This is a genomic window from Mucilaginibacter oryzae, from assembly GCF_003148845.1.
Taxonomy (GTDB): domain Bacteria; phylum Bacteroidota; class Bacteroidia; order Sphingobacteriales; family Sphingobacteriaceae; genus Mucilaginibacter; species Mucilaginibacter oryzae.
On sequence record NZ_QGHA01000015.1, the window covers coordinates 88,353 to 103,127 of the forward strand.

Annotated in this window: 18 protein-coding genes; 9 read left to right on the forward strand and 9 right to left on the reverse strand. The window is 43.1% G+C overall.

Annotated features, from left to right (window positions below):
- Nucleotides 1-278: 278 nt before the first annotated feature.
- Nucleotides 279-1,784 (forward strand): NAD(P)H-hydrate dehydratase, encoded by a 1,506-nt coding sequence (locus tag LX99_RS23175; RefSeq protein WP_109610118.1) that lies wholly within the window; start codon nucleotides 279-281, stop codon nucleotides 1,782-1,784.
- A 332-nt stretch (nucleotides 1,785-2,116) separates the two neighbouring features.
- On the opposite strand, the gene LX99_RS23180 is transcribed toward LX99_RS23175, so the two are convergent.
- The 6 genes from LX99_RS23180 to LX99_RS23205 form a co-directional block, all read right to left on the reverse strand.
- Entirely contained in the window at nucleotides 2,117-2,944 is an 828-nt protein-coding gene (locus tag LX99_RS23180) for an anti-sigma factor (protein ID WP_109610121.1), read from the reverse strand.
- A 1-nt stretch (nucleotide 2,945) separates the two neighbouring features.
- On the reverse strand, nucleotides 2,946-3,497 hold the full coding sequence (locus tag LX99_RS23185) for an RNA polymerase sigma factor (RefSeq protein WP_022832051.1): 552 nt from the start codon (nucleotides 3,495-3,497) through the stop codon (nucleotides 2,946-2,948).
- Nucleotides 3,498-3,521: 24 nt separating this feature from the next.
- Complete coding sequence (lipA, locus tag LX99_RS23190; RefSeq protein ID WP_022832050.1) at nucleotides 3,522-4,403, reverse strand: lipoyl synthase; 882 nt, start codon at nucleotides 4,401-4,403, stop codon at nucleotides 3,522-3,524.
- Nucleotides 4,404-4,588: 185 nt separating this feature from the next.
- Complete coding sequence (ytxJ, locus tag LX99_RS23195) at nucleotides 4,589-4,918, reverse strand: bacillithiol system redox-active protein YtxJ (protein WP_022832049.1); 330 nt, start codon at nucleotides 4,916-4,918, stop codon at nucleotides 4,589-4,591.
- Between the two features lie 232 nt (nucleotides 4,919-5,150).
- On the reverse strand, nucleotides 5,151-5,645 hold the full coding sequence (gene ribH / locus LX99_RS23200; RefSeq protein ID WP_109610123.1) for a 6,7-dimethyl-8-ribityllumazine synthase: 495 nt from the start codon (nucleotides 5,643-5,645) through the stop codon (nucleotides 5,151-5,153).
- Between the two features lie 166 nt (nucleotides 5,646-5,811).
- A complete protein-coding gene (locus LX99_RS23205) occupies nucleotides 5,812-6,489 on the reverse strand; it encodes a tetratricopeptide repeat protein (protein WP_109610125.1) in 678 nt (225 codons plus the stop codon).
- A gap of 239 nt (nucleotides 6,490-6,728) precedes the next feature.
- Between LX99_RS23205 and recF the strand changes: the two genes are divergently transcribed.
- Nucleotides 6,729-7,829: a DNA replication/repair protein RecF gene (gene recF / locus LX99_RS23210; RefSeq protein ID WP_109610127.1), complete on the forward strand. Its 1,101-nt coding sequence runs from the start codon at nucleotides 6,729-6,731 to the stop codon at nucleotides 7,827-7,829.
- On the forward strand, nucleotides 7,822-8,112 hold the full coding sequence (locus LX99_RS23215; RefSeq protein ID WP_109610130.1) for a DUF721 domain-containing protein: 291 nt from the start codon (nucleotides 7,822-7,824) through the stop codon (nucleotides 8,110-8,112). The genes recF and LX99_RS23215 overlap by 8 nt, the downstream gene beginning before the upstream one ends.
- Here the strand turns inward: LX99_RS23215 and LX99_RS23220 are convergent.
- The 3 genes from LX99_RS23220 to LX99_RS25430 form a co-directional block, all read right to left on the reverse strand.
- The gene (locus LX99_RS23220; RefSeq protein WP_109610132.1) at nucleotides 8,099-8,296 is read right to left on the reverse strand and encodes a hypothetical protein; all 198 of its coding nucleotides are present in this window, start codon (nucleotides 8,294-8,296) and stop codon (nucleotides 8,099-8,101) included. The genes LX99_RS23215 and LX99_RS23220 overlap by 14 nt on opposite strands.
- Nucleotides 8,297-8,448: 152 nt before the next feature.
- Nucleotides 8,449-8,868 carry a nucleoside-diphosphate kinase gene (locus tag LX99_RS23225; protein ID WP_022832042.1) on the reverse strand — a complete coding sequence of 140 codons (420 nt, stop codon included), beginning with the start codon at nucleotides 8,866-8,868 and terminating at the stop codon, nucleotides 8,449-8,451.
- A gap of 10 nt (nucleotides 8,869-8,878) precedes the next feature.
- Nucleotides 8,879-9,058, reverse strand: a complete 180-nt coding sequence (locus tag LX99_RS25430; protein WP_146203203.1) for a hypothetical protein — start codon at nucleotides 9,056-9,058, stop codon at nucleotides 8,879-8,881.
- A gap of 6 nt (nucleotides 9,059-9,064) precedes the next feature.
- Here LX99_RS25430 and LX99_RS23230 point away from each other — a divergent pair, with 6 nt between their 5' ends.
- The 6 genes from LX99_RS23230 to LX99_RS23255 form a co-directional block, all read left to right on the forward strand.
- Nucleotides 9,065-10,075: a DHH family phosphoesterase gene (locus LX99_RS23230; RefSeq protein ID WP_109610134.1), complete on the forward strand. Its 1,011-nt coding sequence runs from the start codon at nucleotides 9,065-9,067 to the stop codon at nucleotides 10,073-10,075.
- A gap of 2 nt (nucleotides 10,076-10,077) precedes the next feature.
- Entirely contained in the window at nucleotides 10,078-11,058 is a 981-nt protein-coding gene (locus LX99_RS23235) for an FKBP-type peptidyl-prolyl cis-trans isomerase (RefSeq protein ID WP_109610137.1), read from the forward strand.
- 61 nt (nucleotides 11,059-11,119) lie between these two features.
- Nucleotides 11,120-12,109: an FKBP-type peptidyl-prolyl cis-trans isomerase gene (locus LX99_RS23240; RefSeq protein WP_109610139.1), complete on the forward strand. Its 990-nt coding sequence runs from the start codon at nucleotides 11,120-11,122 to the stop codon at nucleotides 12,107-12,109.
- A 357-nt stretch (nucleotides 12,110-12,466) separates the two neighbouring features.
- A complete protein-coding gene (locus LX99_RS23245; RefSeq protein WP_109610141.1) occupies nucleotides 12,467-13,234 on the forward strand; it encodes a TatD family hydrolase in 768 nt (255 codons plus the stop codon).
- A 34-nt stretch (nucleotides 13,235-13,268) separates the two neighbouring features.
- On the forward strand, nucleotides 13,269-14,291 hold the full coding sequence (locus LX99_RS23250) for an asparaginase (RefSeq protein ID WP_022832037.1): 1,023 nt from the start codon (nucleotides 13,269-13,271) through the stop codon (nucleotides 14,289-14,291).
- Between the two features lie 221 nt (nucleotides 14,292-14,512).
- On the forward strand, nucleotides 14,513-14,775 hold a 263-nt coding region (locus LX99_RS23255), incomplete at its 3' end, for a helix-turn-helix domain-containing protein (RefSeq protein WP_146203204.1).

The window sequence follows — 14,775 nt, forward strand, 5'->3', positions numbered from 1 at the left end:
ATTGTCTACAAAAAATATATATCCCGATTTTACATTTGAGATAAGACCGGACATGATCAATAAACCTCGAAATGAAAAGAATGGTTATGCGGTTTGTCATATGGTTCAGCAATTTTATCCCGAGGATGTTATCAGCCGAACCGGAGCTGCGTTGAAATCGGAAGTATTTGAACTCGTTATAACTAAAATTCAGGAAGTAGTTTTTGGCTTATAATTGATTTGTTACTATCACTTATTTCTTATCCAAACAAATCGCATAAATCCTTACTTTAGGGTATATGCTGCCACTATTAATCTCCGAACAAATCCGTGAGGCCGATGCCGATACCATAGCCCATGAACCTATATCGTCCGTCGATTTGATGGAACGGGCCTCAAGGGCCTTTGTAGGCTGGTTTGTGAACCGTTTCCCTGATAAAAACGAACCCATTACCTTTTACTGCGGTACCGGCAATAACGGTGGTGACGGGTTAGCTATTGCCCGTATCCTGTGCGACCACCATTACCAGAAACTTCAGGTGGTGATCGCCCGCTTTTCGGATAGGGTTTCCGATGATTTTAAAGTAAATTATGAGCGCTTAAAGGAAACCTGCGTTACTATAAAAGAGCTTGAAAAAGGGGAAGACATACCTGAAGATAACAGCCTGGTGCTTATTGATGCCTTGCTGGGGAGTGGCCTTAACAAACCGCTTAGCGGCGATTATGCCCGGTTGGTTAATTTTATTAATGATTTAAACAAAACCGTGGTTGCTGTTGATGTACCAACCGGTTTTTTTTCGGAGGGAGAGGTGCGCGGCGATACGATTGCCATAAAGGCCAGCCTAGTGATCACTTTTCAGCAGCCTAAAATCAATTTCCTGTTACCTGAATCGGCGCCTTATGTTGATTGCTGGGAGGCCGTTAATATCGGGATCAGCGAAAAATTCACACAATCGGTAAACACGCCCTACGCGTTTGTTGAAGAGAAAGATGCGAGACAACTGCTGAAGCCCCGCCATCATTTTAGCAATAAAGGAACTTACGGGCATCTGCTGCTGGTAGCCGGACAGGAAAAAACCATGGGAGCCGCTTTGTTAAGTTCTTCGGCCGCCGCGCATGCCGGGGCCGGGTTAACCACAGCCTGCATCCCCAAAAGCGGCCTTACGGCTTTAAACAGTTACCAGCCCGAGGTGATGGCCATCACCCGCAAGCAGGGTATGTTACCCGAAATTGAGTGGGATAAATATGCTTCGATAGCTGTTGGCCCGGGTTTGGGCACAGATAACGATGCTTTGATGTTATTGGAAACTATCATCAAAAATTATCAAAAACCGCTGGTGATTGATGCCGATGCCCTGAACCTGATTGCCGGTAAGAAGGAATTGATTGGCGAATTACCCGCCGGCAGCGTGCTGACACCCCATATGAAAGAGTTCGACAGGCTTTTTGGCGATCACGAAAATTGGTGGCAGCGCCTGCAAACCGCTATGAAAAAGGCGCAGGAATTAAACCTGTGTATTATCCTCAAAAACGATTATACCATAACCGCCACGCCTGACGGGAAAGCCTTTTTTAACTCAACCGGCAACCCGGCTATGGGCACCGGCGGCATGGGCGATGTGCTTACAGGCATAGTGGCTGCGCTGTTGGCTCAAAAATATAAACCTGAAGAAGCTTGTATCCTGGCAGTTTATATACACGGCAAGGCCGGCGATGAACTGGCTTTGCCTAACCGGATGAATGTGGTTTTACCAGGTACGCTGATAACCCGCTTACCTGTGACAATGGCTAAGTTGATGGCATAAAAAAACGGCCTGCAAGTATCATACAGCCGTTCTGATTAACTATTAACTGATCTTATAAAGAACTAAATACTCAAATTTGGAGGTTAGGTTTTGTTTTTAGATTGTCTTAAATCCTAACTAATCATAAGACGTTTACACGTCGCGATTAGTTACAAAAAAACGAATAATTGATTTGGCTTTTGGTTAATAAAATGTTAAATAATTCGTATTGTGTGCTTTACGTTTACGTAATGTACAAATTCAATACTTTATAACGCAAAAAAAGCTTACAAATTTTTTGCTTCTGCAAAAATTGTAAGCTTTTTTATCATGCCCTTAAAGGGGCTACATTCTTAGAAGTTTCCCAGTACCATCATTTCGCTTAGCGTTGGGTTTGCGCTGCCGCCGCGTGGTTCAAGTGTTACCGCAAATGCATCGGCTGCAGCGATAGCTTTCATGTTTTTGAAACCGCTCGAATCCGCAGTGGCGTCAAAAACTCCCAAATCAACAGGTTTGCCGCCTACCAATGCCCACAACTGGTATTGATGGGCTTTGTCATTTACAGGCATTTTACTGCCGTTCATATCAATAATCACCTTATGTTTTGATGGGCTAAAGGCTACCGTCAGGGCCGAATTAGGCGATTTGGCTGTACCCTTCAGGCGGATCAGTTTGTATGATGTATCGCGCAACAGGTTCAGTTCATCATCCTTGGCGCTAACGGTTGTGCTGAAATGCTGATTTTGAGCCTGCATAGCACTTAATTGAGTATCAGAAAGCTGCAGGCGTTTGTAAACGTTAACTAACGCTATGGTGCAGCCGATGAGCAGCGCTAAACAAGCGGCAAAGGCGTATTTATAAAAGTTTATCTTTTCTTTTTTAGGCGTGGCTATCGGTACAACGTTATCACGGTTTGCATGCGTTGGTGTAGGGAAGTTGTTATCGTCGCTAAAATTAGTGAGCAAACTGCCTAAAATGCGGTTGCGCAGATGCTCGGGCGGTTCTATGGCGTTTTCCTCAGCATAAAACTCCATCGATTGCTCAATCGCATCCAGTTCGGCCTTAACTACCGGATACTTTAAAGCAATCTCTTCTACCTGTTGCTTTTCGGCCGGGCTAACGTCTCCCAGCACGTAAAGTTCAAGTATTCCGGATTCTATATATGCTTTTACGTCTTCCACTTTAATTAAAATGTTTTCTGAGTTCCTGGATAGCCATTCTCAACCGGGTTTTGATGGTGCCCAGCGGTATGCCCAACTCTTCTGCGGCTTCCACGTGGGTGTAACCTTTAAAGTACACCAGGTTTACAATCAGCTGCTGTTCTGGTTTAAGTGTTTGCACCAGGTCTTTAATCCCCATTAACTCAGGCTTGTAAACCGTATTCCTTTGTTCGTCAATAAAAGTTACGTTATTTTCAATCTCCTGGTTTTTGTTTTGGTTTTTAAAATCTTTTGATCTGATTTTATCTATCGCCAGGTTACGGGCAATATTAACCATCCAGGTAAATAAACGGCCTTTTTCAGTACTGTAGCTTGAAAAGGAATGCCATATTTTTACAAAGGTTTCCTGTAAAACATCTTCGGCAATAGCGGCATCACTTATTATACGGGATATGACCCCGAATAAGGAAGCCGAGTACATGTCATACAACGCCTCTACGGCAATTTTTTCACGGTGCTGTAATGACAACACCAGTTCTTCTTCCGAAAGCGATATTTTGCGTTTTTTACTCAACGTAGTGAAGATATAAAGGAATTATCACATTTCAAACAAGTGTTTTTCTGCGTGATATGACGAGCGTACCAGCGGGCCGCTCTCAACATATTTAAATCCTTTATCCAGACCAAATTGTTTGTATCGCGCAAACTGGTCGGGGTGTATCCAGTCAATTACAGGGTGATGGTTGCGGGTTGGTTGCAGGTACTGGCCCAGTGTAAGTATATGAACACCTGCAGCCAGCAAATCGTCCATAGCTTCTAAAACATCCTCTTCTGTTTCGCCAAGGCCAAGCATAATGCCTGATTTGGTACGCAAGCCAGCTTCCGAAATGTGCTTCAACGCCTCGAGGCTACGATCATATTTAGCCTGGATACGTACTTCGCGGGTAAGGCGGCGCACGGTTTCAAGGTTATGCGATACCACTTCAGGGCGGGTTTCTAAAACGCGGGCAAGGTTATCCCAGTTGCCTTTAAAATCTGGCAGCAGGGTTTCTAAGGTTGTGTCCGGGCTTTCGCGGCGGATGGCGTTGATGGTTTCGGCCCAGATAATGGAACCCCCATCTTTTAAATCGTCGCGATCTACCGAAGTGATCACACAATGCTTTACCTGCATCAGTTTTACCGATGTGGCAACACGGTTGGGTTCATCAACGTCAACAGCCAACGGCCTGCCGGTTGCAACCGCGCAGAACGAGCACGAACGGGTACAAATGTTACCGAGGATCATGAAAGTAGCCGTGCCGGCACCCCAGCACTCGCCCATATTGGGGCAGTTACCACTTTCGCAAATTGTATGCAGCTTATGGGTATCAACCAGGCCGCGTACATGGGCATATTCTTTTCCTGTAGGAAGTTTCACCCTAAGCCAATCGGGCTTACGTACAGGCTGGCTAACAGCAGGAACTACCGGCAAATCAATCATAATGCAAATGTAGTTATTTTATTAGTTCATTGTGAATGGTTCATAGTTGATAGATCATAGTTCATGGTTGATAGTTCTTAGCATCCTTACTGAAAGCAAGCACATGTACTAACAAACATCCCTTTTACTGTGATCAATGAACCAATTGCTTATTACCATGAACTATGATCCATGAACTATCAAACTTAACTCAACACCTCCAGGGTTTCATCAACAGAAATACCGCTGTGCGATTGATCGAGGATGCACTCACCATCTTTAATCAATAATAACTGGGGCGATTCATGGTGTACCTGGAACAACTGCGCTACCTGGTTGGAGAGGTCGCGATATTTGATGAGGTCGAGAAAATAAAGGGGCATATTTTCGGGAAGGTTGTCCCAGTCAAGCTCAAAACGCCTTTTAGCCATCATGCTGATCGAGCAGCGTGTGCTATGCTTAAAAATTAGGCTATAACCTTCCTGTTTTTTGATCGCCAAAAGCTGATCAGCCGTCTCCAACGATATCCAGTTCATGTTAATTATATGATTAAAATGCTATAATATGTAATTATAACACAAAAACCGCACAAGGTGTTTAAGCAGGTTTAAAAATGACAATTACCTGTTACCTGCCGCTTTTAGGGTACGAACCGTAAGCAGGGCACAATTTATTTGAGCATGATGATACGGCGGCAACCGCCGCGGCTATAAGCGCTATGTAAACTAATTTTTTCATATAAATCCTAAACTCGTTGTTTAACGGTTTTTAACTGTTTAATGTTTCGGCGAGGGCGGCCATTTTAATAGCGGTAACAGCGGCTTCATCACCTTTATTACCATGTTTACCTCCGGCCCTGTCAATAGCCTGTTGCTGGTTATCAGTTGTTAATACACCAAATATAACAGGTTTTGAATATTTTATGGCAACATTGGCAACACCGTTTGCAACGGCATCGCAAATAAAATCAAAATGACGGGTTTCGCCCTGTATTACGCAGCCCAGGCAAATCACCGCATCAATACCGCCTTTTTTTAATAAAAGCTCGGCGCCGGAGGTTAGCTCGAAGCTGCCCGGAACCTGGTACGAAAAGATATTTTCGGCCAGGGCGCCATGGTCAACCAGGCTTTTATAAGCGCCCTGGTAAAGGGCATTGGTAATTTCGGCATTCCACTCGGCCACTACAATACCAAAGCGGTAAGGAGCTGCTGAAGGGATTTGGGTATTTGAAAAATCAGAAAGGTTTTTTAAGTGGGTAGCCATGGTGGTGTTATTTCGGATATCGGATGTCAGATTTCGGATTTGGTTAGTTTTGATGTTCGATTTTTAAAGGAACCGAAAAGATACTGACAAAAAAAATCGATTTCAGATTTAAAGGTATCTAATCAACCTATAAATCCGAAATCGAAATTCCCAAATCCGAAATCAATTACAATTTCGCTTCGGCACGAGCTATATACTCGTCGATATTTTGAGCTTCGGTACTTTCAGGATATTCTGTTTTAATCCTTTTGTAAGCTTCGGCTGCGTCTTTATTGTTTTTTTGGGCTTCGTAGGTTAAGCCTAATTTTTTAAGGTAAAGCGGAGACAGGAATTTGTTTTTAGCCTTATCAACAGCTTTGCTGAAGTAAGTTGCCGCTTTTTCGTAGTCTTTTAGTTCAACATAAGCATCGCCTGTGCTGCCGTAAGCCTCGGCTGCAACCATGCTATCGTCGCCGCGGTAGTTGGTCAGGTTATCAATGGCTTTGTGGTAGTCGCCTTTGTTAAGGTAAGCTGTACCCAGGTAAAAATAAGCAAGGTTAGCGGCTTTGGTGTTGCTGTAATCGGCAATTATTTTTTCAAAGCCGGGATAGCCCGCGTCGCCTTTAATCGCTTTATCCCAGCTTTTTTGCTGCCAAAAATCCTGTGCCTTATACATCTGGTTGGCGGCGGTAACCTCCCGAGGACCTAAATACAATTTTAAATAAATAAAGTAAATAGCGATAAGGGCAACAATAGCCCCTAAAATAAATAATAAGCTCTTTTGGTTCTCGCGCACAAAGCTACCACTCTGACCAAATTTGGTTTCAGGTGCCGCAACTTTGGTGTTCGCCTGGGTTTTTGACATTGTTGTTCTAAAATTAAGTTTGCAAAAATACGGTTTTCAAAATTACTGGCAATAGCTTTTGTATTAAATCTTTAAAGTGGGGAGTTCACGGGTTATAGTTCATGGTTCATGATCTTTGGGTGAGGCTTTTGTAGCTTATTGAATGGCAAATTTGTTTACCGCAAGAAAAACGGCTATGAACCATGAACTATCAACCATGAACCATTAGCAACCAAATAAAACACTAACTTTGCCTTCCCATGTATCTCCAGCAATTATCCGTTATCAACTTTAAAAATTACGATGAAGCCGAACTGGTTTTCAGTGAGGGGGTTAACGCGTTTACGGGGAATAACGGGGCGGGTAAAACCAATTTGCTGGATGCTATCCACTACCTGTCGTTATGTAAAAGTTATTTTAACCCGATAGACAGCCAGCAGATTAAACAGGGAGCGGAGTTTTTTATTGTTACCGGCATGTTTAGCAAAAACAACCAGCCCGAGGCGGTGGCCTGCTCGGTAAAACGCAATCAGAAAAAACAATTTAAGCGCAATAAAAAAGATTACCAGCGCCTGGCCGACCATATCGGCTTTCTGCCCCTGGTCATGATTTCGCCTTATGATATCAGTATTATTACTGAAGGGAGCGAGGAACGGAGAAAGTTTATTGATAATGTGATATCGCAAACCGATAATCATTACCTGGATGAGCTGATCACCTATAACAAGATCCTTAACAACCGTAACGCGCTTTTGAAACAAATTGCCGATACAGGTAAATTTGATCCCGGTTTGCTGGAGATAGTAGATGAGCAGCTATGCACATCAGGTAACCGTATTTTTGAGCGGCGCCGTAATTTTATGGATGGCTTTGTTGAAATATTTAACAGGCATTACGATTTTATAAGCGATAACGCCGAGCGTGTTGAACTGGTTTACGAATCGCAGTTATTAACAAGCAGCTTTGAACAGTTGCTGCAAAACAGCTTTAGCCGCGATAAAGCCCTGGAGCGTACCACGGCGGGTGTGCATAAAGACGACCTGCAGTTTAACATCCATGGCATGCCGATGAAGAAATTTGGTTCGCAGGGCCAGCAAAAATCATTTTTAATAGCGCTTAAGCTGGCTCAGTATACCTTTTTATATCAGCAAAAGGGATTTAAACCCTTATTGCTGCTTGATGATATTTTTGATAAGCTTGATGATAACCGGGTTACCAAGCTGATGCAGATGGTATCGAACAACGATTTCGGACAGGTGTTTATAACCGATACCGGGGTTGAGCGCGTGGAACAGGTTTTTAATAAAATAGGGGTTGCCGTAAAGTTGTTTAAAGTAAAAGGAGGGGCAATAGATGCGTAAAACTAACGATAAAACATTGAAGGAAGCCATTGAGCAGATGCTGAATGTTTACAAAATAAAACGCCGTTTTGACGAAACCGGGGTGGTGAATTTTTGGCCGCAGCTGGTGGGCAAATCGGTAGCTAACCGTACCAAAGAATTATTTGTGCGCGATAAAAAATTATTCCTGCGCATCGAATCATCGGTAATTAAGCACGAACTTACACTGATGCGCACACAAATAATCGAAAAAATAAACGAAGAGGCTAAATCAATACTGGTTGAAGAAATTATTTTCCTCTAATCATCCTTAAGCTATGCTGCTTAAAGCGAACATCGTCTGTAAGTTTTGAGTAGCACAATATAAACAGGCCGGGAATTGAAAATGCCAACTGTGCTTCAGGATGGGTTCTGTAAAGCATCAATGAACCGATAACCAGCAGTACCAGGATAAGTACGTAAAAAATGTATTTGAATAACGGTTTCATAATGGCATTAATTTGTTGGTTTAGTTATAAAATGTAATACAGTTTAGGGTATGTTTTGTAAAGTTATCAAAACAAAACTACAATAACAATATTTTCATGAATATTTTCGGGTGTGATGTTTCAGTTATAACCACACCCGAAAATAGCGATGATTAAAATCTTTCGAAAGCAGAAAAGAAGAAATTGCCTTCAATCTCAGCGTTCTCGTCAGAGTCTGATCCGTGAACTGCGTTTTCACCAATTGATTTAGCGTATTTTTTGCGGATAGTACCTTCTGCTGCATCGGCCGGGTTGGTTGCGCCAATCAGTTTGCGGAACTCGGCAATAGCGTCATCTTTTTCAAGAATAGCGGCTACGATAGGGCCAGACGACATAAAGTCAACCAGTCCCTGGTAAAAAGGGCGTTCTTTATGAACTTCATAAAACTGGCCGGCTTTTTCTGCCGATAGCGCGGTATATTTAAGCGCTACAATTTTGAACCCGCTTTTAGTGATCATGTCTAAAATAGCACCAATGTGGCCGGCTGCAACAGCATCGGGCTTTATCATGGTGAATGTTCTGTTGGTTTTCATTTAAAATGTGTTATTCTTTGTCATTAACAGGCTGAAAGTATTCGGCGTAATCGCTTAACCCCGGGCTATGCGGTGGCATGCCTGAATTTTTGCGCAAAAGTAGGGTTTTCCATCTGTAAGATAAAGCTTTTTGAATTAAATTAGATGATTTGTATTTGATTAATTTATTTAGCTTTGCAACTCTTTTCAAGAATTGATGTTAGATTTAGCCGCCCTGAGCGACCTTTTAAAGCAGCCGCAAAAAATAGTGATCACCACGCATCATAAGCCCGATGGTGATGCTATGGGTTCGTCATTGGGTTTATATAATTACCTGATACAGCAAGGCCATCACGCCAAAGTGATAGCCCCTACAGATTATCCCGATTTTTTAAGCTGGCTGCCCGGTAACGAAAACGTTATTGTTTATACCGAAAGCAAGGAAGAGGCGGCTGCACTGATTGCCGAAGCCAAACTGATTTTTTGCCTTGATTTTAATGCCCTTAGCCGCATTAATGAAATGGGTGACCTTGTTGGCAGCAGCAGCGCTTACAAAATAATGATCGACCATCACCTGGAGCCGGCCGATTTTGACGATTACCGCCGCTGGGATATCAATGCCTGCGCTACGGCCCAGTTAGTGTACGATTTTATTGTAAATGAGCTTAAGCACCCCGAACTTATTAATAAAGACGTAGCTACCTGCCTGTACACCGGTATCATGACCGATTCGGCTTCGTTCCGTTTACCCAACACTACGGCCGGTGTGCACCGTATAGTTGCCAACCTGATTGATGCCGGTGCCGTGAACTGGCGCATTCATGAGCTGGTATACAACAGCGCGTCCGAAAACAGGCTGCGCTTTTTAGGCCACTGCCTGGCCAATTGCCTTGAAGTGCTGCCCGAATACAATACCGCTATTATTGCCGTGAGTAAGCAGGACCTGGATCGTTTTGATGTTGAAACCGGAGATACCGAGGGCGTGGTTAACTACGCCTTATCAATGGCCAGCATCAAACTGGCTGCCTTTATTGTTGAACGTACCGATAGGGTAAAGCTTTCGCTGCGCTCTAAAGAGGAGTTCCCGGCAAACGAGATCTGTAAAAAATATTTTAACGGCGGTGGCCACCGCAACGCGGCCGGGGGGCATTCTGACGCGCCTCTGCCAGAAGTTATTGAACAGTTTAAACAAATATTACCCGAGTATAAAAAACTATTAATACAGTAAAAATGAACAAAAAACTGATGTTTGTGGCACTTGCGGCCATAGGATTTGCAAGTTGTAACGGCGGATTTAAACAGGGCGATGGCGGCCTGCTTTATAATGTGCATACTTCAAAAGGCGCTCCGAAGCTTAAAGAAGGCGATTTTGTAAGCCTTAACATGATTTTGAAAACTGATAAGGATTCAATTATCAGTAACTCTTATGATATGGGCGCCCCAATTTACAGCCCGATGCCTAAGGTGCAAACTAAAGGCGATATCGTATCTGGTTTGTCGTTATTAGGCGAAGGCGATAGCGCAACCATTAAAGTATCGGTAGATTCGTTGCGTAAAAACGGGCAGCAGGTACCTCCAACCTTTAAAGGTAAATACCTGGTGTATGTGGTTAAAGTTGAAAAAGTTATTGCCAAAGGCGCGCTGAATGAAAATGCTTTCCGCGACCGCGTTATGCAATATATCAACAGCCAGAAAGAAGGGCTTAAAACAAAGGAGCCTGCTAAAATAGCGGCTTATTTTAACGCGCATAAAGATCTGAAGTTTACAAAAACCGCTTCTGGCTTAAATTATGTAATCACTGCGCCGGGCAGCGGCCCCAATGTGGCTAATGGCGATACCGCGGTAATTAACTATACCTTGAGGCTTACTACAGGTAAAGTTTTAGAAACCAGCGAAAAAGCGATAGCATTGAAAGAAAAAATGCCTATTAACCCTATGAATCCTTATCAGCCCATCCGCGTGGCTGTTGGCGAGGGCCGCGTAATTAAAGGCTGGGATGAAGGGCTGTTGTTATTGAACAAAGGCGCCAAAGCTGTTTTGGTAGTTCCTTCGGTATTGGGTTACGGCGACCAGGGCGGTCAGGGTATGCAGCCTTACACGCCGCTTGTATTTGATGTAGAACTTGTAAATATAGTACATCCAAACCCTAACGCTCCAAAACCGGCAATGCCGCAAATGCAGGCGCCAACATCTGCACCGGCAACCAAATAATTGATTTTTTATGTAAAGCCTTTCCTGCTTAAACCGGGAAAGGCTTTTTTATTTATAGCTGATGAAAAAGCACTTTTTTTATTTTTTATCGTTTGCTTTTGCTGCCACCGCATTAAAAGCTAATGCCCAGACAGGTGATTTAAAAAAAACCGATAAAGGGTCGTTTTACAAAATTTATACAGCCAATACCGGCGAGAAAGCTAAACTTAACGATGTAATTACCTTTAACTTTATTCAGAAAACGGATAAAGATTCGGTGTTGTTCAGCAGCTACACCGCTGGAAGGCCTGCACAGGCGCAAATACAGGAGTGGCGCGCGCTGGGCGATATGATGGATATATTCCCGCTGCTGGCTGTTAAAGACAGCGCGCTGGTAAAAATACCTGCCGATTCTGTATTTAAAGGGCATGAAGAGGCGCGTCCTCCATTTTTTCCAAAGGGTAGCTATCTTACTTTTATCATTAAGATGGAAAAGATCCAATCATTAAATGAAGCGATTGCCGAGAGGAACGCCGGTCTGGAAAAACTAAAACAAGCCGAAGCTGCCGACAGGGATAAATACATCGCCGCGCACAATCTTAAACCCATTACTACTGCTTCCGGCTTAAAATATATCATTACAAGCCCTTCTGCAAAAAGAAAACCGCTTGCAGGTGATACCGTTTTGGTTAATTACACCGGCAAAACGCTTAACGATAAAGTGTTTGACAGCAGCATTGAGGCCAACGCCAAAGCAGCAGGTTTAGAACAGCCGGGCCGTACCTACGAACCGATCAGTGTGGTTTTAGGCGAAGGTCGCGTAATACAAGGATGGGAAGAAGGTTTACTTTTGCTGAACGAAGGTTCGAAGGCAACGGTTATTATCCCATCATCGTTAGGTTACGGCGATCGCGGACAAGGGCCTGCAATACCGGGTTACAGCACATTGATATTCGACCTGGAATTGGTGAAAGTGAAACCGGGCAAGCACGTTGCTCCTAAACCGGCTGCCGTTAAAGGGCCGGTTAAAAAGGCAGGTGTAAAGAAACCCGTAGCTAAAAAGAAAAACTAATTATAAAAACCTCCTGCCAAAAACAGGAGGTTTTTAGTTAAACACAATCCTGCTTTAATTAACAGGTAAATTACTTTTAAAAAGTTACCGTTACTTATAGAAATTGCATAAAGAAATTTTCACACGAATTACCTTTTAAGTCGGAAAAAATTAAACGAATTACACGAATGGTCATTTTTCTATCAATTGCATCATTCGTGTAATTCGATAATTCGTAACAATTTGTGTGAAAATTTTAAACTGTTTTTACCGATAATTTTTTAATGAGTTAAGCTATCTCCCTGCTTTAATTATGCCGGGAGATACTTTACCGCAAATATTTCGTTATTACAAAGTTCAAAGGTTTATTTTTGCAGCATGGTTTTAACCGACACGCACACCCATTTATACTACGAAACCATCCCCGAAAAGCGCAAGGCATTGATGCAGCGCTGTATTGATCATCACATTACCCGTTTATTTTTACCCAATGTAGATGCAGCTTCAGTACCGTTGATCTACGGACTGGTTGAAGAGTATCCGCAGTACTGCTATCCTATGCTGGGCTTGCACCCCTGCGATGTAAAAGAGCATTGGGAAGCTGAACTGACTACCATCATCAACGCACATCAGCAAAACAAGATATTCGCCATAGGCGAGATCGGGATTGATCTTTATTGGGATAAAACACATTTAAAAGAGCAGGCAGATGCCTTTGTAAAGCAAATTAACTGGGCCAAAAGCCTTGATTTGCCTATAGTGATACATTGCCGCGATGCTTTTAACGAAGTATACGAAGTACTGCAGCAGGAAGCCGACGATAAACTGCGCGGTATTTTTCATTGTTTTGGCGGCACGGTTGAACAGGCGCGAAAGATCATCGACCTTAATTTTTACCTGGGGATAGGCGGTGTAGTTACCTATAAAAACTCGGGCCTTGATAAAGTTGTGCAGGAAATTGACTTGAAACATATAGTTTTAGAAACAGATTCTCCGTACCTTACCCCCGTTCCGTTCAGGGGTAAACCTAATGAAAGCTCGTACCTGGTATACATTGCCCAAAAAGTAGCTGAGCTTCAGCAAACAAGCATTGAAAAGGTGGCCGAAGTCACTACCGAAAATTCCAGGCTTGTGTTCGGAATTTAAATTGTTAACTATTTAAACAGCATATAAACCAATAATGAGCCAAATTTTAATCATCTATACCGGAGGGACAATAGGTATGATGAGTGATCCGGTTAGCAAGGTGCTCAAGCCTATTAACTTTGAGCAGATCATGGATAACGTGCCCGAGCTTGAAAAGCTTAATTGCCGTATCAAAGTACACTCGTTTGATGAGATCATCGATTCATCAAACATGAACCCCGAAATCTGGAGCGAACTTGCGGGGCTGATCCAGGCCAATTATCATGATAACGACGGCTTTGTGATCCTTCACGGATCTGATACCATGGCCTACACGGCTTCTGCGTTGAGCTTTATGTTAGAGAATTTGGCTAAACCCATCATTTTTACAGGCTCGCAATTACCCATCAGCGCTATCCGTACCGATGCCAAAGAGAACCTGATGACGGCTATAGAAATAGCCAAAGCCAAAAAGAACGATCGTGCCCGTGTACCGGAAGTTTGTATTTATTTTGATTACAAACTCTTCCGTGGCAACAGGGCTTTTAAATATAATTCATCAAAATTTGAGGCTTTCCGCTCGCCAAACTACCCTATCCTTGCCGAGTCGGGTGTGCATTTGCGTTTCAGCGCAAACGATATCAGGCAACCTAAGGACGAAAGCTCATTGATTGTACACAATAACCTGATCAACGATGTTGGCGTACTTAAACTGTATCCCGGCATCAGCCCAAAAGTGGTTGAGAATATTTTAAGTGCCGATGTGCGCGGCATTGTAATGGAAACATTCGGTGCGGGCAATACCACAACCGATGCCTGGTTTATCGATCTGCTTAAAAACGCGATAGACGGCGGCAAAGTGATCCTCGATATTTCGCAATGTAAGGTAGGTACGGTTGAACTTGGCCGCTATGAAACAAGCAAACACCTTAAAGATATAGGCGTAGCCAACGGTTATGACATGACTTTCGAATCGGCGGTAACCAAAATGATGTACCTGCTGGGGCAAAGTGATGATCCACTACAGGTGAAGGAATGGCTGGAAACCGATTTGAGGGGCGAGATTACGGTATCGTAACAATGTATCCATACGTACGAAGTAATTAAACTTTATACGTATGGATGATTTAGCATAAAGGACATAAAAGAGGGAATATCTTTTTGTTACTAATTGGAGATAATGATTTTGAATTGATATCCATAGGCGCATTATCTAATTTCTTAGTCAAGTTAAGTAAGATAGTCACAATTTAATCTGACAGTTACGATTAATTAACGCACGTAATAGAGATTAGCATTATGACAACCCAAGCAAAGATCATCAAAAACAAGATGGGCATATTGGAGCTTGCCCAGCATTTAGGGAACGTATCACAGGCCTGTAAAGTGATGGGCTATTCCCGTGATAGTTTCTACAGGTTCAAGGAACTTTACGAACAAGGTGGCGAACTGGCCTTACAAGAGATCAGCAGACGAAAACCGATCTTAAAGAACCGGGTAGAAGAGCATGTAGAAAAAGCCGTTGTTGAAATGGCTATAGACCAGCCGGCCTTAGGTCAGTT